Consider the following 25,081-nt stretch of genomic DNA (forward strand, 5'->3'; position numbering starts at 1 on the left):
GCGTGGACTTCGGGCGGCGGGTGGTGGTGCTGCGGCGCCGGCGAGTTGCCGTACGGCTCGAGTGGCGCTCTGTCGTCGTCTGTGCCGTGCTCGCGCTGGCGGTCGCGGGCATGGCGGTGCTCGCGCTGATGACCGGCTCGTACCAGCTCGGTCCCGGGCAGGTGCTCTCCGCACTGACCGGCGGCGAGACCGGGCTGGTCCACGACATCGTGGTCGAGTGGCGACTGCCCCGCGTCGCGGCCGCGCTGGTGTTCGGCGCCGCGCTGGGGGTGAGCGGGGCGGTCTTCCAGTCGATGCTGCGCAACCCGCTCGCCGACCCCGGCGTCATCGGGTTCTCCCAGGGCTCCTACACCGGCGCGCTGATCGTGATCCTGGTCCTCAACGGCTCCTACGCGCAGACCGTCGGCGGGGCGTTGCTGGGCGGCATGGCCACCGCCGTCGCCGTCTATCTGCTCGCCTACCGGCGGGGGGTCAAGGGATTCCAGCTGATCATCGTCGGCATCGGCGTCTCGGCGATGCTCGGCTCGCTCAACACCTGGCTGATCCTCCAGGCCGAACTGATACAGGCGATGGCCGCCGCCGCGTGGGGCGCCGGATCGCTCAACGGCGTCTCGTGGAACCAGGTCGTCATCGGCGGCGCCTGCATCGCCGTGCTCCTGCTGCTGGCGGCGATCCTGAGCCGGCCGATGCGGCAGATGGAACTGGGCGACGACGCGGCCGCCGCCCAAGGGGTGCGGGTGTCGCCGACCCGTCTCGCGCTGATCGTGGTGGGGGTGGCGCTGACCGCGACGGTCACCGCCGCGTCGGGGCCGATCGCCTTCATCTCCCTGGTCGCCCCGCAGATCGCCCGCCGGCTGGCCCGCACGGCCGGGATCACCCTCGCCCCCGCCGCCTTCGCCGGCGCGCTGCTCTGCCTGGCGGCGGACTACATCGCCCAGCACGTCGCACCGACACCCCTGCCGGTCGGCATCATCACCGTCATGCTCGGCGGCGGTTACCTCGGCTGGCTGCTGTTCATCGAAGCACGGAGACGCCTGTGAACACTCGACTCCACGTGAAGTCGGCGACGATCGGATACGACAAGCGCGTCATCTCGGAGCACTTGTCGGTGTCCATTCCCGACGAGTCGTTCACGGTGATCGTGGGCCCGAACGCGTGTGGCAAGTCCACCCTGCTGCGCGGCCTGTCGCGGCTGTTGAAGCCGTCGGCCGGGCAGGTCGTCCTCGACGGCGCCGACATCAACTCCTTCAAGACCAAGGAGGTGGCACGGCGGGTCGGGCTGCTGCCGCAGACCTCGATCGCCCCGGACGGCATCACCGTGGCCGAACTGGTGGCCCGGGGCCGATATCCGCATCAGGGGTTCATGCGGCAGTGGACCGAGGCCGACGAGCGGGCCGTGGCCCGGGCCATGGACCAGACCGCGGTCACCGACCTGTCCGCCCGCCCGGTGGACGAGCTGTCGGGCGGCCAGCGGCAGCGGGTGTGGGTGGCCATGGCGCTCGCCCAGCACACCGACATCCTGCTGCTGGACGAGCCGACCACCTTCCTCGACATCACCCATCAGATCGAGCTGATGGAGCTGTTCACCGACCTGCACCATGCCGGGCACACGCTGGTCGCCGTGCTGCACGACCTGAATCACGCCGCCCGCTACGGCTCGCATCTGATCGCCATGAAGGACGGCCAGGTCGTCGCCGAGGGCACCCCCGAGCAGGTCGTCACGGCCGAACTGGTCGAGAAGGTGTTCGGCCTGCGCTGCCTGGTCGTGCCCGATCCGGTGGCCGGCACTCCGCAGGTGGTGCCGCTGGGCCGGGACCGCCGCCGTTGACGCGCGCCGATCGGGCTCCCGCCGAGCCGCCCGGCGCCCGGCCGTTCGAGGCCGGGCCGGGCGACCGTCCGGGCCGGTTCGTGGCCCGCGCCGTCTTCTCGCTGCCACGGGTCACCGTTCCCGCGATGCTGCTGGCGATCGTGTGGCAGGTCGGCGAGTCGGCCGTCCCGGTCGTGATGGGGCTCGCCATCGACCGGGCGCTGGCGACCGGTGACGTACGACAGCTGGGGTTGTGGCTCGGTGTGCTGATCGCCCTGTACGTCGCGCTGACGGCGGCGGCCGGGCTTTCGCTGCGGCTGACCGCTCATGCGGTGCAGCTGCTGCAGTACCGGCTCCGCGGCACCCTCTCGACCGGCGTGCTCCATCCGGCCGGCGGCGCCGCCCACGCGCCGGACGGCGGCGTGGTCTCGGTGATGACGAACGACGTCGCGCGCCTGTCGAACGCGGTGATCCTGGCGATCATCCCGATCTCGAGGGTCACGGCCATCGGATTCATCGCGGCCTCGCTGCTGGCGACGCACTGGCTGCTCGCGCTCGTGGTGCTGTGCGGGGCGCCGGTCGCGGTCTGGTTGATGGGCCTGCTCAGCGGGCGGCTCTCCCGGGGCACCCGCGAGTACCAGGCGCTGCTGGCCTCGACCGTCGGGCGGGCCACCGACCTGGTCGCCGGATATCGGGTCGTCAAAGGCGTACGGGCCGAGGCCGAGGCGACCGAACGGTACCGGCGGGCCAGCCGGCTGACACTTGTCAGCGCCCAGCGCAACGCGGGCCTGCTGGGCCGCTTCCTCATGGGCTCGGGCGTGGTCAGCGGCACGTTCGTCGCGGCGGTGATGGGGCTGGCCGGCTGGTTCGCCGTGCAAGGACGGCTGAGCATCGGCGGACTGATCACCGCCGTCGGCCTCACCCAGGCGCTGCTGCCGCAGATCCAAGCGATGGCGAGTACGTCCATTCCCAACTTCGCCAACTCCCGAGCCTCAGCCGCACGCGTCCTCGACGTACTCCGGGACAACGCGGCCTCCGCGCCCGGACCCGGCGAACCGCCCCCGCGGGAGGTCGCCGCGATTCCGGCGCTGGACGTGGTCGTGGCCGGCCTGACGGTCCGGGTGGAACCCGGCGAGCTCGTGGGGGTGCGCGCCGACGACCGGACCGCCGCCCGCGTCGTCGAGGCGCTGCTGGACCCGCGGGCCGAGGGCGGCGTCGAGGCGCGGCTCGACGGGATCGCGGCGCGGGAACTGTCACCGGCCGAGTTCCGCTCCCGGGTCACCGTCGCGCCGCACCGCGCCACGCTGTTCAGCGGCACGCTCCGCGACAACATCGCCGTGACCGGGGCCGCGCCCGAGCGGGTGGACGCCGCGGTGCGGGCCGCGGCGTGCGACGACTTCGCCGCCGACCTCGACGTCCCGGCCGGCGAGGGCGGCAACCGCCTCTCCGGCGGCCAGCGGCAGCGCGTCGCGCTCGCCCGCGCCCTCGCCGGCGACGCGCCGGTGCTCGTGCTGCACGACCCGACGACCGCCGTCGACCCGGTCACCGAGCACGCGATCGCGAGCCGGCTCCGCGATGTCCGGGCGGGCCGCTCGACGTTGCTGATCGCCTCGGCCCCGGCGCTGCTCGCCGCCTGCGACCGCGTCGTCGACCTCCTCCACGAGCCGGTGACACCATGACCGGGACGCATTCCCTGCCGGTCGCGGGTGGTCGCGAGACGGCCCGGGAGGTGTGGCGGCTCAGCCGTGGGCATCGGCTCCGGCTCGCCGCCGTCGCGGCTCTGGGGATCGTCAGCACCGCCGTCGACCTGATCGGGCCGGTCGCGATCGGCTTCCTCGTCGACCGGGTCCGGGCGGGCACGGCCGGCCTCGGCACCGTGCTGACCCTCGCCACGACGATGGCGGCCTCGGCCGTGCTCGGCGCCGCCGGCACCGCGGCCACGATCGTCCTGGCCACCCGCGCCTACCACGCCATCCTCGCCGCGCTCCGCGAACAGCTGGTCGCCCGCGCCCTGCGGCTCCCGCAGCATCAGGTGGAGCGCGCCGGGACCGGGGACCTGATCTCACGGTCGAGCGACGACGTGACAGCCGTCGCCGACGCCGCTCCGGCGGTGATCCCGGTGGTCACCGTCACCGTGTTCACCATCGTTGTGTCACTGGGCGGGCTCGCGGCGCTGGAATGGCCCTACGCCGTCGCGTTCGCGGTCGTACTGCCGGTCTATGTGCTGGCCATGCGGTGGTATCTGCGGACCGGCCCGCGGGTGTACCGCGCCGAGCGGGCGGCGATGAGCGCCCGCGCGCAGCAGATCCTCGAGTCCCAGCGCGGCTACGCGACAGTGCTCGGCTTCGGGCTCGCCGGGCAACGCCACCGCACCGTGATGACCGCCTCCTGGGCCGTCGCGGTGCAGTCGCTGCGCGCCCGGGCCGTGCAGAGCCGGCTCAACGCCCGCCTCAACATCGGCGAGTGCCTGAGCCTGGCCACCGTGCTCGTCGTCGGGTTCGTCCTGATCGACCGCGGAACCTCCACCGTCGGCGCCGCCACCACCGCCATGCTGCTCGTGCTGCGCCTGCTCGGACCCGTGAACCAACTGCTGTTCGTCATCGACACCCTCCAGTCCGCCCTCGCCTCGCTGAGCCGCATGATCGGCGTCGTCACGATCGAGGACGACGCGGCGGACAGACCGGGCCCGGCGCCCGGCGCGGGCAGCTCCGTCCGGCTCCGCGACGTCGCGTTCGGCTACGACGAAGGCCCGCCCGTGCTCGACGACGTCACCCTCGACATCGGACCCGGCCGGCGCGTCGCCGTGGTCGGCGCCTCCGGGGCGGGCAAGACCACGCTGGCCACCGTGATCGCCGGCATCCACCCACCCGATGCCGGGACCGTGGAACGGCCGGAGCGCACGGCGATCATCACCCAGGAGGTGCACGTGTTCGCCGGCTCCCTGCGGGAGAACCTCACGCTCGCCGCGCCGGACGCCACCGACCGCGAAATACGGGAAGCGCTGGAGGCCACCGGATCGGCCGGCCTGCTCGACCTGTCACCGGACGGCCTCGACACAGAGGTCGGCACCGGTGGCCTTCCGCTCACCGACGCCCAGGCGCAACAGCTCGCGCTGACCCGCCTGCTGCTGGCCGACCCCGACCTGGCCATCCTCGACGAGGCCACCGCCGAGGCCGGTTCCACACACGCCGGCCTGCTCGACCGCGCCTCCGAGGCCGTCCTGGCCGGCCGGACCGGCCTGGTGATCGCCCATCGCCTGTCACAGGCCGCCGCCTGCGACCGGATCGTGGTCATGGAGCACGGCCGGATCACCGAGGAGGGCACACACGACGAACTCGTCGCGGCTCAGGGCGTCTACGCACGCCTGTGGCAGGCGTGGGCTCGAGTAACCTGACTCGCCGTGAGTGAGCCCGAGGTTGAGGTCGATCTCGTCCGCGATCTGCTGCGGGAGCAGCATCCGGACCTGGCCGATCTGCCCCTCCGCGAGGTCGAGGGCGGCTGGGGGAACCAGATGTGGCGCCTCGGGGACGACCTGTCGATCCGGATGCAGCGGATGGACACCACTCCCGGCCCGCAACTCAAGGAGCGCCGTTGGCTGCCGTTCCTGGCGCCGCGCCTGCCGCTTCCCATCCCGACGCCGGTGCGCAGCGGTACGCCGTCCGAGCGCTTCCCGAAGCTCTGGACGGTCATGACCTGGGTCGAGGGAACACCCCTGGACCTCGGCTCGATCACCCGCGGCGACGACGCCGCCGACCGGCTGGCCGCCTTCCTCACGGCGCTGCACGTCGAGGCGCCGGCCGACGCGCCAGGCGCCTCCGACTTCGGCACCCACCCCAGGGACGCCAGGGGATTCGATCATTTCCTGGGGGCGGTGGATCTCGGCCGCTTCGGCTTCGGCGCTGCCGAGGACGACATCCGGGCGGTCTGGGACGAGGCGGTGGCGACCCCCGAGTGGCCGGGCCCGCGGGTCTGGGTGCACGGCGACCTGCATCCCGCGAACGTCGTCGTCGCCGACGGCACGCTCGCGGGCGTCATCGACTTCGGCGCCCTCTTCGCCGGCGATCCGGCGTGGGACCTGGGCGCCGCCTGGCTGCTGCTGCCCGAGGGCGGCGCTTCGCGCTTCTTCGACCGGTACGCCCCGGCGGACGAGGCGACGATCCGGCGGGCCCGTGGCCTGGCCGCCATGAAGAGCCTGTTCCTGATGCTGATGGGCCAGAACGGGGACCGGGGTCTCCCCGGCGGCAAGCCGAACTGGGGCCCCGCCGGCCGGTCGGCCCTCGCCCGCGTCCTGAAGGGCTTCTGACGCGATTCGCCACGAATCCCCGCACCGGCTGCGAGCATCGAGCTGAGGGGTGAGCAGATGTCGGTTCGGTCGGAGCATGCGGAGCAGGTCGCGGCGTCGCTGGAGCCGGACGCCCAGGAGTTGCCGCCGGAGGCCGAGAAGCGGCGGGAACGGCATTTCTGGGTGCGGGCGGCGGTGGTCGTCGCGCTCGGCGTGGCCATCGTGTCGTTGCTGGGGTCGGCGTTGCTGAGCATCTCGCACGCGCCGACGCCGCATCACATTCCCCTGGGCTATGTGGGGGCCGACAGCACACGGGCCGCGCTGGAGAGTCAGGCCGGCGACGCGCTCGACGTCAAGACGTACGGCAGCCGGGCCGACGCTCTGGCCGGCATCGGCCGCCTCGACGTCTACGGCGCGCTGGTCATCAGCGGAACCGGTGTCGAACTGCTCAAGTCGACGGCCGCCTCACCACAGGTCGCCTCCGTGCTGACGGGCCTTGTCACCACCGCGTTCGCGCAGGCCGGCACCCCGGCGGTGACCGAAGTGAGCCCACTGCCCGCCGACGACTCCGGCGGCGGGAGCATCGGCGTCATGCTGCAGGTCATCATCCTCGGCGGCACCATCGGAGCGCTCGGCCTGGGCCAGCTCGTGCCGCGCTATCGCGCGAACGTCGCCCGCGGCGAGCTTCCGGTTCTTTTCCTGATTCTGTACGGCCTCTGTCTGGGAGCGGGCGTCGCGGGCCTGGCCCGCGCCTTCGGTGTGGGCACCCACATCCACTTCATGGAGCTGACCGCGTCTCTGGCCCTGATCAACCTCGCGGTCACCGCGTCGATCAGCGCCATCGTGTCGATCATCGGCGCGGCCGGAGCGGGCGTCGGCGCTGTCCTCTACTTCCTTCTTGGGGCACCCATCAGCGGTGCGGCGACGGCGGGGCCGCTGATGCCGGCGTTCTGGCACGGCTTCGGCCAGGCGTTGCCGCCGGGCGCGGGAGCGACCCTGTTGCGGCGGGTCCTCTACTTCCCGGACGCGCCGCTGGGCACCCCGATCCTCACGCTCGCCCTGTACGCGGGTGTCGGCGCGGTCGTTCTCGGTGTGGTGAACGCGATCGCGGGAGCCCAACGTCGCAAGAGCCTCACCGGCCTTCCCTGACGTCGGTCAGCAGGACCCGCACCCCGGCCAGGTAGCCCCCGGTGTCGGTGTCGGTGACCAGCAGGTGCTGCAGGATGAAGCCCTGTACGAGGCCCAGCATGGCCGCGCCGACCTCGTCCGGCACCGCGTCGGCGGGCAGGTTGCCGGCGGCCTGCCAGCGGCGGGCCACCTCGGAGAAACGGCCCCGGAGTTCGCGGTAGACCAGGTTGGCCCGGGTCGCCAGCTCCGGGCTGCGCAGCGCCTCGGCCCACACCTGGACGCCGATGCGGGTGATGTCGGTGCCCGCGATCGCGTCGTTCATGATGCGGCCGCTGATCGCCTCGATGATCGCGGTCATGGCCTGACCGGGTGACGGCGAGGCGCCGCCGGCCAGCAGGGCGTCGAAGATCTCGTCCGCGGTCGACAGGGCCAGCTCGGCCACGGCGCCGATGAGCTCCTCCTTGCTGCGGAAGTAGCGGTACACCGCGCCGGCCGACAGGCCGGACTCGCTGATGATGTCGGCCATCGACGTCGCGTGGAACCCGTCGGTGGCGAAGAGGCGGGCCGCCGCGGCCAGGATCTCGGCGCGGCGGCCGGCCCGGTACTGCTCGGTTACTCGGGGCACGCGACGACTTTAAAGCGAACGTTCGTTCTTGACAACGCGGCGGGCGGCCCGCCACACTAAAAACGAACGCTCATTCCGGTAAGGAGTCACATGTCCACGCGGGTTCTCCCGGGCGCGCACGCCCCGTCGCCCTGGCCGAAGGTGGCCGGCGCGGTCGCCCTGCTCACCGTCATCATCAGCGTCCTGCTGACCGCGTTCGCCTGGCCGTCCGTCCGCTCGTCGGTGCATGACGTGCCGATCGCGGTGGCCGGGCCGGCGGCCGCCACGGGCCAGGTCACCGCGGCTCTCCAGCAGCGCATGCCGGACGCGTTCGACATCACCGTGGTCGACGGCACCGCCGCCGCCGAACAGATGATCCGCGACCGCGAGGTGTACGGGGCGATCGACCTCAGCACGGGCACACCGCAGGTCATCACCGCGTCGGCCGGCAGCGCCTCCATCGCGCAGACGCTGCAGGGCATGGCCACCGCCCTGGCGCCGGCGCAGTCCCAGGCCGGCACGTCCTCCGTGGCCGTGCGGGACGTCGTCGCGCTGCCCGCCGACGATCCCCGCGGCGCCGGCCTGACCGCCGCCGCCCTTCCGCTGGTCATGGGTGGCATGCTCACCGCCGTCCTGCTGACCAACCTCTTGCGTGGTACGTCGCGACGGGTCACCGGAGCTCTGGTCTTCGCCGTCACCGGCGGCCTGGCCATGGCCGCGATCCTGCAGTTCTGGTTCGGCTCGCTGGACGGCTCCTACCTCGCCAACTCCGGCGCGATCGCCCTGACCATCGCGGCCACCGCCATGACCCTGCTCGGACTGGAGGCCCTGCTCGGCTACGCCGGGTTCGGCGTCGGCGCGCTGATCATGATGTTGGTGGGCAATCCGCTGTCCGGCAGCGCCAGCGCCCCCGAGATGCTGCCCGGCTGGTCCGGGGCCCTCGGGCAGTTGCTGCCGCCCGGCGCCGGCGGCCAGCTGCTGCGCTCGTCCGCCTTCTTCGACGGGCACGGCGTGGCCCACTCCATCGTCGTCCTGCTGTCCTGGCTGGCGCTCGGTGTCGTACTGTGCCTGGCCGGCGCCCGTCGTGCCCGCCGCCGTTCCATCGGCGCCGTCGCCGCGCCCGGCACACTAGCCACGGTGTGACCACCCGCCATGTCACGGTCAGCGCGCGCCTGGGTCCGGCGCGGCGCCCTCACCGCGCTGATCGTCCTGTTCGCGGCCGAGCTCATCGTGGGCTGGCCGGCCCTGGCCTCGGCCATGTCGCAGCTGCGCGGCCCGCACGCCGGGTGGCTCGCGGCCGCGGTCCTGGCCGAGGTGATCGCCATGGGCTGCTACGCCCGCATGCAGCAGTTCCTGCTGCGCTCGGCCGGGCTGCGGGTGCCGATCCGCCGTAACATCGCCCTGGCCTACGCCGCGCACTCGCTCAACGAGACCCTGCCCGGCGGTCCCGCGTTCTCCACGAGCTTCAACTATCAGCAGTTGCGCCGCTTCGGCGCCACGCCGGCGGTCGCCTCGTGGTGCATCGCCCTGTCCGGCGTCCTGTCGACCACCGCTCTGGCCCTGGTGGCGGCGGCCGGGGCGCTGGTCTCCGACGGCACGCCGCAGTGGTACAACCTCGCCGCCCTGACCGCTGCCGTGGCGGTGATCGTGGCCGGGGCCCACCGGATCAGCCGCCGCCCGGAGACGGCCGATCCCGTGGCCCGGGCCGTGCTGAGCCGGATCAACCGGGTCCGCCGCCGGCCCGAGGGGGAGGGCCTCGACCACGTCCGGGCCTTCCTCGGCCAGCTCGGCTCGGCCCGCCTGACCGCCGGGCGCGGCACCGCCGCGGCCGTGTTCGCCGTGCTCAACTGGGGACTCGACGCGGTCTGCCTCTGGATGTGCCTGCGAGCCGTCACCGACGAGCCCGTCAACGCCACGCAGGTCCTGCTGGCCTTCTGCGCGGGCATGGCGGCCGGAACCATCACCCTGGTCCCGGGCGGCCTCGGCATCATCGACAGCGCCCTGATCCTCGGCTTGGTCACCGGCGGCGTCGACACCGCCACCGCGGTCGCCGCGGTGGTGCTGTACCGGATCGTCAGCTTCGGCTTCATCATCGGCGCCGGATGGATCACCTGGCTCGTGCTCCGCCGCCGCCGCGACGACCGGGAGGAGGCCCGGCAGGAGGCCGGGCGGTGGTGACGCCCTGGTCAGCCCCGGCCGCACACCCGGTCGAGGAGGGCGGACGCGCCACCGGTCAGCGTGTCGCCGCCCCAGGCGATGTGCTGGTCGGGCCGTACCAGCAGGAGATCCGCCCCGAACCGGCCACGGACGTCGCGCTCACGCAGGTCGGTGAGCTCGACCGGAACACCCCGCGACCGGGCCACGGCGGCGAGCTGGGCGGCCGGGCTCCCGTCGCCGCCCAGCAGCACCAGCGTGAACCCGGGGCCCAGCTCGTCGTAGAGCGATCGGCCGTCCTCCAGCCAGAGATGGGGCAGCCGGCGACCGCCGCCGGGAGCGACGGCGGGTCCGGTGACCGGGATGTCCAGGACGAGCTCCAGGGAGTGGAACTCCGCCTTCTTCGTCGCCTGGATCCGGCGGTGGGCCGCCTGCCGGGCGCGTTCGCCGTCCTCGTCGCCGGCGTCGAGGTTGTCGGCCAGCAGTTCGGTGGAGAGTACGGCCATGTTGGCGGTGGCCTCGCGGATCACCCGCTCCTGCACCGGACGGCGTTCCGCCTCGTAGCTGTCCAGCAACGCCGGTCCGGCCCAGCCGTCGAGGACGGCGACGAGCTTCCAGCCGAGGTCGACGGCGTCGGCCAGGCCGGTGTTGAGGCCGTGCCCGCCGAACGGCGGGTTGAGGTGGGCGGCGTCCCCGGCGAGGAACACCCGGCCGGAGCGCATGCGGTCGACGATCTGCATGCGGGCCGTCCACGGGTCGGTGGACACCACGCGGGCCTGGACGGGCCGGCCCGCGGCGGCGTCGATGATGCGGCGGGCGTCGCGTTCGCCGGTCTCCTGGTCGACGCCGAAGGCGATGATCCACCAGGTGCCCGTACGGTCGATCGGTCCCATCACGGCGGGCGCGGCCGGATTGACGACCCAGTAGTGCACGGCGGGACCGTGGCGCAGGTCCCGCCAGAGCTCGGGGGCCTCGAAGACCATGCCGAAGTTGGGCCGCAACGCCTGGCCACCGACATAGGAGGCGCCGATCCGGTCGCGAACGGTGCTGCGGGGCCCGTCACAACCGATCAGATAGTCGGCGGTGACCGTGGAGCGGCGGCCGGCCTCGTCGACGACGACGGCGCGGACCCCCGATTCGTCCTGCTCGACCTCGTCGACGCGGTGCCCGGTGAGGAGGGTGGAGGCGGGCAGCTCCGTGACGACGTCGCGCAGCAGCCCCTCCAGGACGTACTGCGGCACCTGCTGACCGAGCTCGGGGAACCGGTCGCCGTCGGCCGCCAGGCCGAGCACGCCGCTGAACCGGGACAGCTCGTGGCCGCTCATCGAGGTGCAGAAGACGACATCCTGCGACCAGGAGGCCGGCAGCGGCGCCCGCTCCCGCAGCCGGTCGGCGATGCCCCACCGGCGCAGGTGCTCCATCGACCGGACGTTCATCGTCTTGCAGCGGGGCCGGGCCCGGGAGACGGTGGCCCGGGGCTCGGCGACGAGGCATTCGACGCCGCGCCGGCCGAGCTCGACGGCGAGGGCGAGGCCGACCGGTCCACCGCCGGCGATGAGCACCGGCACGTGCTCGAGCGGCATTACTCGCGCTCCGCCCAGGCCGCGCACTCCTCGGCGAAAGCGAGCTGCCGCAGGTGCAGGGCATGACCGAGGGTGTGGTGGTCGATGCTGTGGCCGGTGCCGCGCGCGATCGTGGCGGAGACGAACGGGGCCGCGGTGAGCATGGCGGCGAACTTCTCGACGCTCTCCGGCGAGCTGTCCCAGAGCATGTCGTGCTCGGCGACGGCGTTGTGCACCGGCACCCGGACGTGCGCGGCCAGGCCGGGCAGCCGGTCGACCGGCCACCGTGGGGCCTGGATCAGCTCGCGGACCGGCACCGGGGCGTACGACCGGTGGGCCGCCTCGACCGCGGCGGAGCTGTAGGTGCCGTCCGGGCCGAACATGACCTGGTCGCGTTGGTCGTAGGGCAGGTCGACGGTGGCGTCGGCGGGCAGCTGGGCCAGGGCCTCGGCCGCGCCGTTGCTGTTGAGGACGGCGCCCATGCCGGTGACCGACAGGCCGATGAGCGGGAAGCTGGGGCCCTCGGCGGCGATCATCATGGCGATCATGCCGCCGATCGAGTGCCCGACGAGGAAGACCCGGTCGGCGCCGAGGTGGGACGCGGCCTGCGCGATCGCGGCGTCCAGCAGCTGGGCATGCCGGTCGAAGGTGTTGCCGGCCGGGCTCAGGGCGGTGCTGCCGCCGTATCCGGGCCGGTCGAAGCCGGCGACCTGATAGCCGGCCGCGGTGGCGGTGCGCATGAAGGATCCCCGCGCGGAGCCGGGTACGTCGAAGTATTCGCCGGTGTAGGTGCCGCCGGGCAGGGCGGCGATCAGCGGCCGTCCGGGCGGCCCGGCGGTCAGGGCGGTGATCGTCAGGCCGTCGACGACCAGTTCCAATGTGGTGCGCGCTTCGGTCATGCCAGGACTCCTTGCCGATCAGGGGTGAGCAACGAAGTGGTGACGCATCTCGCCGATGCCCTCGACGTGGGTGACCAGCTCATCGCCGACCTGCAGCAGGCGTGGCGGTGTGCGCGCCCACCCGATGCCGCTCGGGGTGCCGGTGAAGATGAGGTCGCCGGGCAGGAGGGGGACCACGCCGGAGAGGAACTCGATCAGGCGGGGGATCGAGAAGATCATGTCGGCGGTGCGGCCCTGTTGCATCGGCTCGCCGTTGATCGCGCAGCCGAGGCCGATGTCATCGGGGTCGGGGAACTCGTCGGCGCTCACCAGCGAAGGCCCGATCGGGGCGAAGCCGGGGAACGACTTGCCCAGGCTGAACTGCGGTGGCGTGGACCCGGTCGTCTGCAGCTCACGTTCCGACAGATCCTGGCCGCCGGTCAGACCGGCGACGTGCTTCCACGCGTGGTCGGCACTCACTTGTTCGGCGCGGGCGCCGATCACGGCGACCAGTTCGGCCTCGAAGTCGACCGATCCGGGGGGCCGGGTGATCGACGTGTGCGGGCCGGTCACGGCGGCCGGGAACTTGGCGAAGACCATCGGCTGGTGCGGCAGTGGCAGCCCGGCCTCGGCGGCGTGCTCGCGGTAGTTCAGGCCGATGCCGAAGATCTGGGGTGGGCGAGGTACCGGTGGCCCGAGCCGGTGTTCGGAGACGGTGAGCTGGGGCGGGCCCTCGAAGTCGCGGGCCCAGCCGGCGAATTCGTCCCACCGGTCATAGACGGCCTGGACGTCGGCGGTGAAGCGGCCGCGGCTGGCCGTCTCGACGTCCACGGCTTTCTGCGCGCCCACCCCGAGGGCGAGGCGGCCGTCCAAGTTGTAGATACGCATCAAGACCCCTTCGCCGGGCGGGAACACCGTCGATCTGGCCGGAACCGTATCGGTTATATGTGATAACAGCAACAGGCGAAAGGAGGGGAGTGCTACGAGCGGGGAAGGTCAGCGAGGAGAGCGCCGGCCCCGTGGCGCGGCGGGCGGGGTGGGCGTCTCCACGTCGCGAAGGGCGAGCAGCGCGGTCTGCTCGTTGTGGGCCAGATGCTGGTGCACGGCGGCCGCCACCACCTCCGGGTCGCGCTGGCGGAAGGCGTCGAGGAGCTCCTGGTGGGCGCGTTCGCGCCGCCAGTGCTCGTTCGGGTCGGGGTCGAGGCGGCCGAAACCGATCCGGATGTAGCGCTCCGCCGCCCGCCACAGGGTGGTCAGGATGCGCAGGTCCCAGCTGGTCGCCGCGGGCGCCAGCAGGGCGAGGTGGAAGGCGTGGTGTGACTCGTAGATCTCATGGATCGAGGTCCGCTCGTCGCCGAAGCCGGCGGCCTGCTCCTGGAGGCGGTCGAGGTCGGCCGCGGAGAGCAGACGGCACGAGCGCTGGGCGATCTCGGGCTCGAGCCGCCGCCGTAGCCGGTAGATGCCCTGGAGCTCGTCGAGGTCGAGCGGCGCCACCACCGCGCTGCGCCCGGGGCGCATGTGCACCAGGCCCTGGCTCTCGAGACTCCGCAGCGCCTCACGCACCGGGATGATGCTGACCTGGAGCATCTCGGCCACCTCGCGCAGCGAGAACTCCCGGCCGGGCTCGAGGTCGCCGGCCAGGATCGACCGTCGAAGCTCCGCCATCACCTGCTCGGCGACGGATCGCGACTCGATCGGGCGGACGCTTGCGGTAGATGGCTGCACTGACTTCTCGTCCCTTTACGCACGTCTGGTGGCATGACTATATCGGCGGTCGGGCCGGGTGCGAAGTCACGACTGCGATATATGATAACGCCCCCCTGAGCCCTGGAGGCGTGATGACGGATCGATTGGCCGGGCTGGAAGACGTGGAACGGCGGGTGCTCTGGCTGTCGACCGCGATGATCGACCACGCCAACCGGGTCCGGCCCAACCCCGGTGGCGTGAAGGTCGGCGGCCACCAGGCGTCGAGCGCCTCGATGGTGACGATCATGACGGCGCTCTGGTTCGAGCACCTGACCCCGGCCGACCGGGTGTCGGTGAAGCCGCACGCCTCCCCGGTGCTGCACGCGATCAACTACCTGCTGGGCGGCCTGGACGAGCGCTACCTCACGACGTTGCGCGCGTTCGGCGGGCTGCAGAGCTATCCCAGCCGCTCCAAGGACCCGGACGCGGTGGACTACTCGACCGGCTCGGTCGGCATCGGCGCCACCGCGCCGATCTGGGGTGCGCTGGCGCGGCGTTACGTCGGCGCCGACGGCGGCGCGGCCGGCCGGGGCCGTCAGTACTCGCTGGTGGGCGACGCCGAGCTGGACGAGGGCGCGTGCTGGGAGGCGATCCTCGACCCGATGGTCGCCACGCTGGGCGAGGTGTGCTGGATCGTCGACCTCAACCGGCAGTCGCTCGACCGGGTGGTGCCGCACCTCGCCGTCACCCGGTTGCAAGCGATGTTCGAGGCCGCGGGCTGGCAGGTGCTCACCGCCAAGTACGGCCGTCTGCTGACCGGCCTCTTCGAGACGCCGGGTGGAGACGCTCTGCGGCGGCGCCTCGACACCATGGGCAATGCCGAGTTCCAGCGCCTGCTGCGGTGCACCCCGGACCAACTGCGAGAGCGCCTGCCGGGAGACGGCGACACCGCGGCGGCCGTACGGGCCCTGACCGGCCGCCTCGACGACGCCACCCTGGCCGCGGCGTTCCGCAACCTCGGCGGCCACGACCTCCGGACGATCGGCGACACCATCGCCGCGATCGACGACACCCGGCCCACGGTGATCTTCGCCTACACCGTGAAGGGGCACGGCCTGGCCACCGAGGGACATCCGCAGAACCATTCCTCGATGCTGACCGAGGCCCAGCTGCGTGAGCTCGCCGACCGCGTGGGCATGTCGCTGGACGAGCCGTGGGCCCGGTTCGCGCCCGGGTCGGACGCCGGGCGGCTGTGCGCGACGGTGGCGGCCCGGCTGCGCCGGCCGCCGGTCACCGCGCAGGCTCCGCCCGCCGTGCCCGGCGATCTGGGAAGGACGCCCACCGGGCGCGGCTCCACGCAGGCCGCTCTCGGGCGCACCCTGCTCGACCTGACCCGCCAGGCGCCGGAGGTCGCGCGGCGGGTGGTGACCGCGGCGCCCGACGTGGCGTCGTCGACCAACCTCGGCGGCTGGATCAACAAGGTCGGCGTGTGGTCGTCCGACGACCGCCGGGACTGGTTCGCCGACGATCCCGAGACCATCCTGCACTGGCGGGAGCGGCCCACCGGCCGGCACATCGAGCTCGGCATCGCCGAGGTCAACCTGGTCGGCCTCCTCGGCGAGCTCGGCGCGACCTGGAGCCGGTGGGGCGAGCCGCTGCTGCCGATCGGGGTCGTCTACGACCCGTTCGTGGAGCGCGCCCTGGAGCCGTGGTCATTCGGGGTGTACGCCGGTGGACAGTCGATTCTCGTCGGCACCCCGGCCGGTGTCAGCCTGGCGGCCGAGGGTGGCGCCCACCAGTCCATCAAGACCCCGTCGATCGGCCTGGAGCAACCGGGCTGCGTCAGCTACGAGCCGGCCTTCGCCCTCGATCTGGAGTGGGCGCTGCTCGCCTCGATGGCCCGGCTCGGCCGGCCCGACGGCGGTTCGGCCTATCTGCGCCTCTCCTCGCGCCCGGTCGACCAGTCGCTGGCCGCGGTGCCGGACGACCCGGCGGCCCGGGAGCGACGGCGGCGGCAGGTGGTGGCCGGGGCGTACCCCCTCAAGCGCGACTCAGCGTCGCCCATGGTGACGATCGCGGCGATGGGCGCGATCGTGCCCGAGGCCCTCGCCGCCGCCGACCGGCTGGCCGAGCTGGGCATCGCCGCCGACGTCGTGTGTGTGACCAGTCCGGGCCTGCTCTTCGAGGCCATGCAGGCCCGCGACGGACAGGGTGACGCCGCCACGTGGATCCTCGGCTCGGCCTTCCCCGCCGGGCGGGCCGCCCCGCTGCTGACCGTGCTCGACGGGCATCCGCACAGCCTGGCGTTCCTGGCCGGCCTGCACCGGCGACCGGCCCGTCACCTCGGTGTCACCCGGTTCGGCCAGTCGGGCGGCCTGGACGAGGTGTACCGCCACCACGGCATCGATGCCGACAGCATCGTGCGGGCCGCCCTCGACCTCGCCTGAGCATTGCTGTTATCACATATATTTGTTAACTTGAGCACAGCTGTTGATCATCGCTCGTCCGGGGAGAGCCGCCCGCGTTCACGAGCGTGACGATCTCGACGTCCACCGCGTCGTTCATTCCGATCGGAGATCCAGATGACACCGGACAGCGCTCTGTCGCGTGAGGAAATCATCGCCCGCAATCTGGCCGTGGTGGAGGAGCACTTCCACAACGAGACCCCTGAGACGATCGACATCGCCATCGCCGGCTACACCGACGACATCGTCTGGGAGGTGCCGGCCCGGGGCCTGGTCCTGCGCGATCGGGAAGAGGTCAAACAGGAGTACCTGAAGATCTTCAGCTCCATGACGATCCACAAGATCACGAACCTGCACCGGTTCGCGAACGAGGAGTGGGTCTTCGACGACAGCGTCTTCGAGTGGACCATCACCGACGACGGGTTCCGCAACTGCCCGTACCCGGTGGGCACCAGGGTCAGCATCCGGCTGCTGCACGCGTTCAAGTGCCGCGACGGCAAGATCTCGCGCGAGAACGGCTACGAGATCTGGCGCCGGGCCGACGACACCGCCCGGGTCAACGACGACATCCCCGCGAACGCCAAGGTCGAAGTCTTCTCCTGATCGAGGCGCGCCGGAGGCCGTCCACTGTGGCGGTTTCCGGCGCCGCCCTCACCACGGCAAGGAACCGAGGATCCCGTGAACCAGTCAAGCGCCCCCGCCGACTGCCTGATGTGCGACCTGGAGCAGGGCACGGCCGACACCACCGTGTTCAGCGACGAGCACTGGGCCGCCCAGGTCGTGGCGGGCTACGACGTGCCGGGCTGGGTGATCCTGCGCGCCCGGCGGCACGCCGAGCGCATCACCGGCCTGGCCGCGGCCGAGCTCGCCACCTTCGCCCAACGGGCGCAGGACCTCACGGCGGCGGTCACCGAAGCCACCGGCGCGCCGGCGACCTACCTGATGGTCTTCGGTGAGAACTACGCCCACTTCCACGCCCTGATCGCCGCCCGAGGCGCCGACGTGCCGACAGCCATGCGCGGCGGCAACATCCTGCAGCTGCGCGGCGAACACGCGGATCCGATCGCCGCGAGGGCCCTGGTCCCCGGCATGCGCGACGCCTACCGGCGCCGCCTGCACCGCACCACCGAATGAGCGGCGTCACCGTCATCGCCGCCGCGCGGATCTTCGACGGCCACCGGATGGGCGGGTCGGCCGACGTGGTGATCCAGGGTGGGGCGATCGCCGACGGGCCGGCGCCGGCCGGCGCCCACCGCGTCGACGGCGCGGGCGCCACGCTGATGCCCGGGCTCATCGACACCCACGCCCATGTGCACACGCGTGAGCAGCTCGCGGCGATGGCCGAGTGGGGCGTCACGACGGTGCTCGACATGGGCGCGCCGGATCTCGCCGCCACCGTCGCATTGCGCCGGTTGCCCGGGCTTCCGGAGCTTCTGACCGCCGGCCGCCCGGCGAGCGGACCGGGCTCCACGTTCATCACCCGCATGGGACACCCGGCCTCGACCGGGGTGACCGGGCCGGGCGACGCGGCCCGGTTCGTCGCCGACCGGGTCGCCGACGGGTCGGACTACGTCAAAATCATCGTGGAGGACCCGGCGTTCCCCGGCGCCAAGCCGCTCAGCGCCGAGACCGTCGCCGCGATCGTCACCGCGGCCCACGCCGCCGGCCTGCTCACGGTGGCGCACGTCGTCAGCACGCGCACCCTCCTCGGCGCGGTCGCCGCCGGCGTCGACGTCGTCACCCACACGACGCTCACGAGCGCCCTGGGCGCCGAAGGCGAGCGTCTGCTGGCCGATCACCCGGTGACGATCATCCCCACCCTGTCGATGATGAAAGGCGTCGAGCAGTCCATCGGGCGGCGCCTGCCCGTACGAGTGCTGTCGCTGGCCGTCCCGTCCCTGCGCATGCGCTACCGGCATGCCGAGGCCACCGTCGCCGCCTTCCGGCGCGCCGGGCGGATCGTGCTGGCCGGAACGGACGCCAACGACAACCCACTGTCACCGTTCCAGGTCCCGCACGGGCGAGCGCTGCACGAGGAGCTCGAACGGCTCGTCCACGCCGGCCTCACCCCGGTCGAGGCGCTGCGCTCGGCGACCTCGTCCGCGGCCGAGGTCTTCGGCCTGACCGGCCGCGGCACGATCGCCACCGGGCAGCGCGCCGACCTCGTCCTCGTCGGCGGCGACCCGTCCCGCGACATCACCGCCACCCGCGACATCCGTGGGGTCTGGATCGCGGGCACGCGCATCCCGGACCGCGCGCCGCCGGCGTAGAGGGGTTCAGCCCTCGGCCGGCGTCACGGCGTCGACCGGCCGGCCGGTCGTCCAGACCGCCCGGATCCGGCGGGTCGCGGCCACATCGGTGGACGGGTCGCCGTCGACCAGCAGCAGGTCGGCCCGCAGACCCGGGCGGATCCGGCCACGGTCGGCCAGGCCGAACACCGAGGCGGTGACGCCGGTCGCCGACCGCAGCGCCTCCAGTGGGCTCAACCCGGCCTCGACGAGCAGGCCCAGTTCGTCGTGCAGGCTGCTGCCGTGCGCCACCGACGAAGGAACACCGGGCGCGTCGTTGGCGTCGGTCCCGGCGATGACGGTCGTGCCGGCCTGGTGCAGGGCCGTGACCGCGTCACGGGCGTGGTCGTACGAGAGCCCGGCGGCGCCGAGGCTGACCGCGGTGCCGCGCATCATGGTCAGGGTCGGGATCACCACGGTGATGGCCCGGACCACCTCGGGGCTGAGGGCGGCGTCGAGCGGCGCATGGGTGAGGATGTCGACCCCGGCGCTGACGCCGAGTTCCACGGCGCCGGTGCGGATGGCGTGCGCCACGACCTTCAGCCCGGCCGCGTGGGCCGCGCCGACGGTTGCGGCGGCCGTCTCCAGGTCGGGGCCGCCGCTGCCCGGCGGCTCCAGAACGAGTTTGACGTAGTCCGCGCCTTCGGCGACACGAGCGGCGACCCGGCGGCGGGCCTGTTCCGCGTTCGCCACGAGGTCGTCAACGGGAAAGCCGGGAATCCGGGCGTGCGGGCCGCCGGCGCCGGCGATCGGGGTCCCAGCGCTGCGGAAGTCCGCACCGCGCCCGGCGGCGCGCAGCGCGGTGACGAACTCGGTGGGCCAGGTCCCCATGTCGAGGGCGGTGGTCACGCCGAACCGGGCGAGCGTCGACAGCTGCTCGGGATCGCTGAGATGCACGTGAGCGTCGATCAGCCCGGGCAGGAGGGTGGCGCCGGTGCCGTCGACCGTCGTCCCGCTGGTCGTGGCCGTGCCGGCCGGGACCACAGCGGTGACGGCGGACGCGTCGAAGGACACGTCGAAGCGTCCGTCGAGCAGGCCGGCCCCGTCGAAGACGGCGACGTCGGTGATCGTGGTGGTGCTCACGGCCGGTTCTCCTCGTGCAGCCAGCCCAGAGCCGACTCCTTGATCTCCTGCTCCAGCTTGCTGCCCCTGGTGGCGAAGGCCCGCCGGACCGGGAATCCGCTCGCCTCGAGCACGTAGGCCAGCGCCCCGTACTCCCGCGGATGCCCGGCGAGTCCACTGGGCTCGATGTGCTTGAAGCCCGTGGGGAAGGTGAAAGAGGCGAAGTCGTAGACGCTCTTGCGGTCGGCGATGCGCCACACTCCGTCGCGTCGCTCAAGCTGGTCGATGAACCGGTTGTGGGCGTTGCCGCCGAGTTCGAGCCGGACGTTCTCCGCGATGATGACGGCGTTGGTCTCGCTGACCGCGCGATCGCCGTCGCTGGAGAAGGTCACCACCGGCGCCGTGATCAGGTGCTTGGTCCGCAGGTCGGAGGCGTTCATCCGGGCCGACGCGTCGACGAAGTCGAACGCGAGGCCCTCGAACCAGGTCACCTCGATCCGGCTGTCGGGGTGGAACAGCGCGCGGAGCCGGTCCCACTCACCGAGGTCACGGTGAATCCATCCGGTCATCAGGTCGGCGATGTCCTGCCGGTCCTGCCAGGTCGTTGTCATGGACTCAGTGTGTGATCTGCCGATTGATCGGTCCAACACCTTGATACGATCGATTGATAGGTACGGACGATGGGTATGCACCGTGGAGCTACGGCATCTCCGCTACTTCGTGGCGGTCGCGGAGGAGCGTCATTTCGGGCGCGCGGCGACCCGGCTGCGCGTGACCCAGCCGACCCTCAGCGCGCAGATCCAGGGACTCGAACGAGAGGTCGGCGGCCCCCTGTTCGTCCGGACCAGCCGCCGGGTCGAGCTCACCGAGGCCGGCGAGGTGCTGCTCGTCGAGGCGCGCCGGGCGCTGGCGCAGGCCGACCGTGCCCTCGGCGTCGCCCGGCAGTCGGTCAGCGGCGAGATCGGCGCGGTACGGATCGGCTTCTCCGGTGTCGCGGTGCTGGGCGGCGTGCTGACCGCCGACCTGCGCCGCTTCCACCAGGAGCATCCGCGGGTGGAGATCAGGCTGTCCGAGCTCGCCCCGGCCGCACAGGTCGCCGGCGTGCGCGAGGGCGAGCTCGACGTCGGATACGTCCCCGACACCGGTCTCGGTGACGTGCCCGACCTGGTCGTGACCCGCCGTGCCGACACGACGCTGTCGGTCGCCGTGCGCCACGACCACCGGCTGGCGGCCGCCGCGCCGGTGACGCTCGCCGAGCTGGTCGACGAGGACCTCATCGTGTACGCGGCCGCGGAGGACGACATGTCCGTGCTCACCCGGCTGCGGACGGTGCCGGGCGAGCATCGCCCCGGCGTTCATCTGGTGAGCGGCACGCTCGGGGCCCTCGCCCTCGCCGCGGCCGGCACCGGCGTGGCCGTCGTTCCCGCGCTTACCGAGCGCATCGCGCTGCCCGAGCTGGTCTACCGGCCCCTGACTGGCGTGATCGGCGGCGTCGACGTCATGACCATCAGCCGGCCCGACGAGTTGTCCGGCCCGGTCCGCGCCTTCCTCGGCCGCCGGAGCGGAGGCTCGCCTATCCGACCGGCGCGGTGACGTCGGGCGGGACGTCGCCCGCGGCCATGTTCGCCTCCAGGTGGGCCATGGTGGCGGTGCCGGGGATGAGCAGCACGTTCGGGGCGTGGTGCAGCAGCCAGGCGAGGCCGATCTGCGCCGGAGTGAAGCCGGAGGCGCCGGCGGCGGCGATCACCGCCGGCGCGTCGGTCACCTTCGGCAGGTGCGGGGCGGCGCTCCCGAGCGGGAAGTACGGGACCCAGGCGATGTCCTCGGTCAGGCAGAGCTCCAGCATCTCTTCGGCGCTGCGGTCGACGAGACTGTAGGCGTTCTGCACGCAATCGATGCCCACCGGCAGCGCCCGGCGCAGCACCTCCAGCGAGACGCTGCTCAGGCCGATCGCGCCGATCTTGCCCTCGTCCCGCAGGGCGATCATCTCGGCGAGCTGGTCGTCGAGGTCCACGATCTGATCGTCGGGGAGCGTCAACCCGATCGGGCCGGCGTCGGCGCGGCGCAGGTTCACCACCGGGATCTGTTCCAGGCCCAGCGTGGCCAGGTTCTCCTCGACGGCGGCCCGCAGCTCGGCCGGCCGCTGCGCGAACCGCAGCGGTCGCGGGCCGCCCGGGTCGGGCGCGGCGCCGACCTTGCTGACGATCACCACGCCGTCCTCGGGGCGCAGCGCCTCGCGCAACAGCTCGTTGACGAAGCCGAAGCCGTAGAACTGCGCGGTGTCGATGTGGTCGACGCCCAGCTCGACGGCGCGGCGCAGCAGCGCGATCGCCGCGGCGCGGTCGTCGCGGAGGCGGGAGAGCTGCATCGCGCCGTAGCCGATGCGGGCGACCTTGCGGCCGGCCAGGGTGGGAAGCATTCGAGGCCTGCTTTCGTGCAAGAATGGAGAAGCGGAAAGGCTTCCGCTTAGCACGCTAGCACGAAACGGAAGGCCTTCCGCTTTGACTGATCCCCTACCGGTTCCGCGGCCGGTCAAGGAGCGCGCCGACGCCCGGCGCAACCGGGACCGGGTGCTCGCGGCCGCCCGGGTGGCGCTCGCCGACGGCGAGGAGTCCCTGGCGATGGTGTCCGTCGCCCGGGACGCCGGGGTCGGGGTGGGCACGCTCTACCGGCACTTCCCGACACGGGAGGCGTTGGTCGAGGCGGTCTACGCGGCCGAGCTCGACGACGTCACCTCCAGCGCGTCGGCCCTGCTGGACCAGTTGCCGCCGGAGGCCGCGCTGCGGGCCTGGCTCGACCGGTACGCCGCCTTCCTGGCCACCAAACGCGGCATGATGGACACCCTGCGCAGCAGCTTCGCCGCCGGGCGGATCGGACCGCACACCCGCGAGCGGGTCACCGCCGCGCTCCGCGCCCTCCTCGACAGTGGAGCGCGGGCCGGCACCCTGCGCGGCGACGTCGACCCGGAGGACGCCGCAAGCATGCTGCACGGCATTTTCCTGACCGCCGGAGGCGATCCGCAGCGCACCAGCCGCATGCTCGGCCTGCTCGCCGACGCGCTCCGGGCCCGCTGAGACCCGTCACGCCCGCGTGGCGGCCAGTTCCACGACCGTGATGTCCGACGGCGCACCGACCCGCACCGGCGGGCCCCAGGCGCCGGCGCCACGGCTGACGTAGAGCTGCGTGTCGCCGTAGCGCTCGAGGCCGGCGACGGTGGGATTGGCCAGCTCGGCCAGCAAGGGGCCGGGCCAGAGCTGGCCGCCGTGGGTGTGCCCGGACAGTTGCAGGTCGACGCCGTGGGTCACGGCCTCGTCGATGAGCACCGGCTGGTGCGCGAGCAGGACGGCGGCACGGGTGCGGTCGCGATCGCCGAGGGCGCGGGCGAAGTCGGGTCCCTGGCCGCTCTGTTCGCCGGCGACGTCGTTCACGCCGGCCAGATCGAAGCCGGGCATCTCGGTGCGGGAGTTCTCCAGGAGGCGTAACCCCAGATCGCGTACCTTGTCGATCCACTGCTCGGCACCGGAGTAGTACTCGTGGTTGCCGGTGACGAAGTAGCTGCCGTGGCGGGCGCGCAGCCGGGTCAGCGGCTCCACCGCGCCCGCGAGATCTTCGACGCTGCCGTCGACCAGGTCACCGACGACGGCGATCAGGTCGGGCTGGGTGCTGTTGACGATGTCGACGACCCGTTGGCTGAAGCGGCGGCCGAGGATGGTGCCGAGGTGGATGTCGCTGACCACGGCGATGCGGAAGCCGTGCGCGCTGCGGGGCAGTTTCGCCAGGGGCACCGTGAGCCGCTTGACCCGGGGCCCGTGGAGGACGCCGTAGGCGCCGTGGCCGACCGTGCCGAGCGCCGCGGCGGCCGCGGCGCCACCCACCACGCGCGAGACGAAGAGACGGCGGGACAGCTCGGGTTCCGCCGGCCGGATCACGTCCGTGCCGGCCACGTCGCGCCGGGCCAGCCACCACCGCAGCAGCGGACGCGCCGGTTCAGTCACGGCCAGGACGAGCAGCAGGTAGAGGAACAGGGCCGACCACAGATATCCGGGCCAGTCCACTACGCGTTCGAGGGCGAAGGGGACCGTGGGGATGTCGGGGACGAGTGCGGCGAGCGCGAGCACCGGCCCGGCGATGAACACGCCGGTGCCGACGCGCCGCGCCGTCCGGCCCCGCCCCGTCGTGTCGCGGACGAGGCGTCGCCACGCGTACCGATGCAGCGCGACGAGGCCGCCCAGCACGACGACGGCGATCACGAGGAAGAGGACGCTCATCCGCCGAGCGCCTGCGCGACCGCGGCGGCCAGCGACGTGGTGGGCCGGCCGAGCAGTGACCTGAGGTCGCCGGTGACGCCGGCGAGTGCCCCCTGGGCGATCTGGACGTCGGCGTCGACGATCAGGTCGACGGCCGGGGCCGGGAGGCCCGCGCCGGTGAGTATCCGGCGGTACTGCTCGGGCGGCAGGGCCGCGTACGTGACGCGGCGGCCGGTCAGCGCGGTGACCTGCTCGGCGAGCTCGGGCAGCGACCAGGCGGTGTCGCCGGTGAGGTCGTAGGTTCTTCCGGCCTGATCGTCGCGGGCCAGGACGACGGCCGCGGCCTCGGCCAGGTCGGCCCGGGTGGCGGAGGCGATGCGGCCGTGCCCGGCGCTGCCCGCGATGACGCCGCGGGCGACCGCGTCGGGCAGCGTGCCGGTGTGGTTCTCGGTGTACCAGCCGTTACGCAGCACCACCGCGGGCAGCCCCGATTCGCGGATCGCCTGCTCGGTGTCGCGGTGCACGCCGGCCAGGGCCATCGGGTTGGTGGGAGCGCCGGTGACGGAGGTGTACGCGATCAGGCCGGCCCCGGCTTTGCCGGCGGCCTCGACGACGGCGCGGTGCTGGGCCATGCGCGTGTGGTCGGGTCCGGTCGACGAGACCAGCAGGAGCTTCTCGGCGCCGGTGAAGGCCGTGAGCAGCGTGCCGGGATCGTCGTAGTCGGCGACGCGGACCTCGACGCCGCGGGCGGCGAGGGCGCGGGCCCGGGCCGGGTCCCGTACGGCGGCGACGATCCGCTCGGCCGGCAGGCCCCGCCTCAGCAGGTGGCCGATGACCTCGCGGCCGTACCGTCCGCTGGCGCCGGTGACAACGATCATGATGTGGTTCCTCTCGTACGGGACGATCCCGGCATCGAGT

The 25,081-nt window shown here is 72.8% G+C and carries 24 protein-coding genes; 14 read left to right on the plus strand and 10 right to left on the minus strand.

Annotated elements, in window-relative coordinates; genetic code table 11:
- Positions 1–2: 2 nt before the first annotated feature.
- The 6 genes from ACFY36_RS00100 to ACFY36_RS00125 are packed head-to-tail and all read left to right on the plus strand — an operon-like array spanning position 3 to position 7,238.
- Positions 3–1,040, plus strand: a complete 1,038-nt coding sequence (locus ACFY36_RS00100) for a FecCD family ABC transporter permease (RefSeq protein ID WP_499744836.1) — start codon at positions 3–5, stop codon at positions 1,038–1,040.
- Positions 1,037–1,828 carry an ABC transporter ATP-binding protein gene (locus ACFY36_RS00105; protein WP_499743647.1) on the plus strand — a complete coding sequence of 264 codons (792 nt, stop codon included), beginning with the start codon at positions 1,037–1,039 and terminating at the stop codon, positions 1,826–1,828. The genes ACFY36_RS00100 and ACFY36_RS00105 overlap by 4 nt, the downstream gene beginning before the upstream one ends.
- Positions 1,825–3,486, plus strand: coding sequence for an ABC transporter transmembrane domain-containing protein (locus tag ACFY36_RS00110; protein WP_499743648.1), 1,662 nt, complete (start codon positions 1,825–1,827; stop codon positions 3,484–3,486). The genes ACFY36_RS00105 and ACFY36_RS00110 overlap by 4 nt, the downstream gene beginning before the upstream one ends.
- Positions 3,483–5,201, plus strand: coding sequence for an ABC transporter ATP-binding protein (locus ACFY36_RS00115; RefSeq protein WP_499743649.1), 1,719 nt, complete (start codon positions 3,483–3,485; stop codon positions 5,199–5,201). The genes ACFY36_RS00110 and ACFY36_RS00115 overlap by 4 nt, the downstream gene beginning before the upstream one ends.
- A 6-nt stretch (positions 5,202–5,207) precedes the next feature.
- Positions 5,208–6,110: an aminoglycoside phosphotransferase family protein gene (locus ACFY36_RS00120; RefSeq protein WP_499743650.1), complete on the plus strand. Its 903-nt coding sequence runs from the start codon at positions 5,208–5,210 to the stop codon at positions 6,108–6,110.
- Positions 6,111–6,167: 57 nt separating this feature from the next.
- Positions 6,168–7,238: a hypothetical protein gene (locus ACFY36_RS00125; protein ID WP_499743651.1), complete on the plus strand. Its 1,071-nt coding sequence runs from the start codon at positions 6,168–6,170 to the stop codon at positions 7,236–7,238.
- On the opposite strand, the gene ACFY36_RS00130 is transcribed toward ACFY36_RS00125, so the two are convergent.
- Complete coding sequence (locus ACFY36_RS00130; RefSeq protein ID WP_499743652.1) at positions 7,222–7,842, minus strand: TetR/AcrR family transcriptional regulator; 621 nt, start codon at positions 7,840–7,842, stop codon at positions 7,222–7,224. The two genes, ACFY36_RS00125 and ACFY36_RS00130, sit on opposite strands and share 17 nt — an antisense overlap.
- A gap of 90 nt (positions 7,843–7,932) precedes the next feature.
- On the opposite strand from ACFY36_RS00130, the gene ACFY36_RS00135 reads away from it, so the two are divergent.
- The gene (locus ACFY36_RS00135; RefSeq protein ID WP_499743653.1) at positions 7,933–8,964 is read left to right on the plus strand and encodes a hypothetical protein; all 1,032 of its coding nucleotides are present in this window, start codon (positions 7,933–7,935) and stop codon (positions 8,962–8,964) included.
- Between the two features lie 9 nt (positions 8,965–8,973).
- The gene (locus tag ACFY36_RS00140; protein WP_499743654.1) at positions 8,974–9,999 is read left to right on the plus strand and encodes a lysylphosphatidylglycerol synthase transmembrane domain-containing protein; all 1,026 of its coding nucleotides are present in this window, start codon (positions 8,974–8,976) and stop codon (positions 9,997–9,999) included.
- An 8-nt stretch (positions 10,000–10,007) separates the two neighbouring features.
- Here ACFY36_RS00140 and ACFY36_RS00145 read toward each other — a convergent pair whose 3' ends face one another.
- The 4 genes from ACFY36_RS00145 to ACFY36_RS00160 form a co-directional block, all read right to left on the minus strand.
- Complete coding sequence (locus ACFY36_RS00145; protein ID WP_499743655.1) at positions 10,008–11,558, minus strand: FAD-dependent monooxygenase; 1,551 nt, start codon at positions 11,556–11,558, stop codon at positions 10,008–10,010.
- Entirely contained in the window at positions 11,558–12,436 is an 879-nt protein-coding gene (locus tag ACFY36_RS00150) for an alpha/beta fold hydrolase (protein ID WP_499743656.1), read from the minus strand. Before ACFY36_RS00150 ends, ACFY36_RS00145 begins: the two co-directional genes overlap by 1 nt.
- Positions 12,437–12,454: 18 nt before the next feature.
- Positions 12,455–13,303, minus strand: coding sequence for a fumarylacetoacetate hydrolase family protein (locus ACFY36_RS00155; protein WP_499743657.1), 849 nt, complete (start codon positions 13,301–13,303; stop codon positions 12,455–12,457).
- Positions 13,304–13,411: 108 nt separating this feature from the next.
- Positions 13,412–14,080: a GntR family transcriptional regulator gene (locus tag ACFY36_RS00160; protein WP_499743658.1), complete on the minus strand. Its 669-nt coding sequence runs from the start codon at positions 14,078–14,080 to the stop codon at positions 13,412–13,414.
- A 173-nt stretch (positions 14,081–14,253) separates the two neighbouring features.
- Here ACFY36_RS00160 and ACFY36_RS00165 point away from each other — a divergent pair, with 173 nt between their 5' ends.
- The 4 genes from ACFY36_RS00165 (at position 14,254) to ACFY36_RS00180 (ending at position 18,836) form a co-directional block, all read left to right on the plus strand.
- Positions 14,254–16,548: a thiamine pyrophosphate-binding protein gene (locus tag ACFY36_RS00165; protein ID WP_499743659.1), complete on the plus strand. Its 2,295-nt coding sequence runs from the start codon at positions 14,254–14,256 to the stop codon at positions 16,546–16,548.
- Positions 16,549–16,683: 135 nt separating this feature from the next.
- Positions 16,684–17,169, plus strand: coding sequence for a nuclear transport factor 2 family protein (locus ACFY36_RS00170; protein ID WP_499743660.1), 486 nt, complete (start codon positions 16,684–16,686; stop codon positions 17,167–17,169).
- Between the two features lie 75 nt (positions 17,170–17,244).
- Positions 17,245–17,700, plus strand: coding sequence for an HIT family protein (locus ACFY36_RS00175; protein ID WP_499743661.1), 456 nt, complete (start codon positions 17,245–17,247; stop codon positions 17,698–17,700).
- The gene (locus tag ACFY36_RS00180; protein ID WP_499743662.1) at positions 17,697–18,836 is read left to right on the plus strand and encodes an amidohydrolase family protein; all 1,140 of its coding nucleotides are present in this window, start codon (positions 17,697–17,699) and stop codon (positions 18,834–18,836) included. Before ACFY36_RS00175 ends, ACFY36_RS00180 begins: the two co-directional genes overlap by 4 nt.
- A gap of 6 nt (positions 18,837–18,842) precedes the next feature.
- Here ACFY36_RS00180 and ACFY36_RS00185 read toward each other — a convergent pair whose 3' ends face one another.
- Both ACFY36_RS00185 and ACFY36_RS00190 read right to left on the minus strand, forming a co-directional pair.
- Positions 18,843–19,937: an amidohydrolase family protein gene (locus ACFY36_RS00185; RefSeq protein ID WP_499743663.1), complete on the minus strand. Its 1,095-nt coding sequence runs from the start codon at positions 19,935–19,937 to the stop codon at positions 18,843–18,845.
- Complete coding sequence (locus ACFY36_RS00190; protein ID WP_499743664.1) at positions 19,934–20,527, minus strand: nuclear transport factor 2 family protein; 594 nt, start codon at positions 20,525–20,527, stop codon at positions 19,934–19,936. Before ACFY36_RS00190 ends, ACFY36_RS00185 begins: the two co-directional genes overlap by 4 nt.
- 82 nt (positions 20,528–20,609) lie before the next feature.
- On the opposite strand from ACFY36_RS00190, the gene ACFY36_RS00195 reads away from it, so the two are divergent.
- A complete protein-coding gene (locus tag ACFY36_RS00195; protein WP_499743665.1) occupies positions 20,610–21,509 on the plus strand; it encodes a LysR substrate-binding domain-containing protein in 900 nt (299 codons plus the stop codon).
- Here the strand turns inward: ACFY36_RS00195 and ACFY36_RS00200 are convergent.
- Positions 21,490–22,335, minus strand: coding sequence for an aldo/keto reductase (locus tag ACFY36_RS00200; protein ID WP_499743666.1), 846 nt, complete (start codon positions 22,333–22,335; stop codon positions 21,490–21,492). The two genes, ACFY36_RS00195 and ACFY36_RS00200, sit on opposite strands and share 20 nt — an antisense overlap.
- A gap of 82 nt (positions 22,336–22,417) precedes the next feature.
- Between ACFY36_RS00200 and ACFY36_RS00205 the strand changes: the two genes are divergently transcribed.
- Positions 22,418–22,990 (plus strand): TetR/AcrR family transcriptional regulator, encoded by a 573-nt coding sequence (locus ACFY36_RS00205; protein WP_499743667.1) that lies wholly within the window; start codon positions 22,418–22,420, stop codon positions 22,988–22,990.
- A 6-nt stretch (positions 22,991–22,996) separates the two neighbouring features.
- Here the strand turns inward: ACFY36_RS00205 and ACFY36_RS00210 are convergent, their stop codons facing one another.
- Both ACFY36_RS00210 and ACFY36_RS00215 read right to left on the minus strand, forming a co-directional pair.
- Positions 22,997–24,184 carry a metallophosphoesterase gene (locus ACFY36_RS00210; protein ID WP_499743668.1) on the minus strand — a complete coding sequence of 396 codons (1,188 nt, stop codon included), beginning with the start codon at positions 24,182–24,184 and terminating at the stop codon, positions 22,997–22,999.
- A complete protein-coding gene (locus tag ACFY36_RS00215) occupies positions 24,181–25,041 on the minus strand; it encodes an SDR family oxidoreductase (RefSeq protein ID WP_499743669.1) in 861 nt (286 codons plus the stop codon). The genes ACFY36_RS00210 and ACFY36_RS00215 overlap by 4 nt, the downstream gene beginning before the upstream one ends.
- Between the last annotated feature and the right edge of the window lie 40 nt (positions 25,042–25,081).

Origin of the sequence: Actinoplanes sp. NPDC000266, from assembly GCF_042899005.1 — a bacterium.
GTDB lineage: Bacteria > Actinomycetota > Actinomycetes > Mycobacteriales > Micromonosporaceae > Actinoplanes.

Excerpts from the sequence above, each read along its gene's own strand:
- ACFY36_RS00155 (WP_499743657.1), bottom strand. The coding sequence starts at position 13,303 with ATGCGTATCTACAACTTGGACGGCCGCCTCGCCCTCGGGGTGGGCGCG.
- ACFY36_RS00145 (WP_499743655.1), bottom strand. The coding sequence starts at position 11,558 with ATGCCGCTCGAGCACGTGCCGGTGCTCATCGCCGGCGGTGGACCGGTC.
- ACFY36_RS00190 (WP_499743664.1), bottom strand. The coding sequence starts at position 20,527 with ATGACAACGACCTGGCAGGACCGGCAGGACATCGCCGACCTGATGACC.
- ACFY36_RS00210 (WP_499743668.1), bottom strand. The coding sequence starts at position 24,184 with ATGAGCGTCCTCTTCCTCGTGATCGCCGTCGTCGTGCTGGGCGGCCTC.
- ACFY36_RS00200 (WP_499743666.1), bottom strand. The coding sequence starts at position 22,335 with ATGCTTCCCACCCTGGCCGGCCGCAAGGTCGCCCGCATCGGCTACGGC.
- ACFY36_RS00135 (WP_499743653.1), top strand. The coding sequence starts at position 7,933 with ATGTCCACGCGGGTTCTCCCGGGCGCGCACGCCCCGTCGCCCTGGCCG.
- ACFY36_RS00170 (WP_499743660.1), top strand. The coding sequence starts at position 16,684 with ATGACACCGGACAGCGCTCTGTCGCGTGAGGAAATCATCGCCCGCAAT.
- ACFY36_RS00125 (WP_499743651.1), top strand. The coding sequence starts at position 6,168 with ATGTCGGTTCGGTCGGAGCATGCGGAGCAGGTCGCGGCGTCGCTGGAG.
- ACFY36_RS00160 (WP_499743658.1), bottom strand. The coding sequence starts at position 14,080 with ATGGCGGAGCTTCGACGGTCGATCCTGGCCGGCGACCTCGAGCCCGGC.
- ACFY36_RS00140 (WP_499743654.1), top strand. The coding sequence starts at position 8,974 with ATGTCACGGTCAGCGCGCGCCTGGGTCCGGCGCGGCGCCCTCACCGCG.
- ACFY36_RS00215 (WP_499743669.1), bottom strand. The coding sequence starts at position 25,041 with ATGATCGTTGTCACCGGCGCCAGCGGACGGTACGGCCGCGAGGTCATC.
- ACFY36_RS00115 (WP_499743649.1), top strand. The coding sequence starts at position 3,483 with ATGACCGGGACGCATTCCCTGCCGGTCGCGGGTGGTCGCGAGACGGCC.
- ACFY36_RS00165 (WP_499743659.1), top strand. The coding sequence starts at position 14,254 with ATGACGGATCGATTGGCCGGGCTGGAAGACGTGGAACGGCGGGTGCTC.
- ACFY36_RS00150 (WP_499743656.1), bottom strand. The coding sequence starts at position 12,436 with ATGACCGAAGCGCGCACCACATTGGAACTGGTCGTCGACGGCCTGACG.
- ACFY36_RS00180 (WP_499743662.1), top strand. The coding sequence starts at position 17,697 with ATGAGCGGCGTCACCGTCATCGCCGCCGCGCGGATCTTCGACGGCCAC.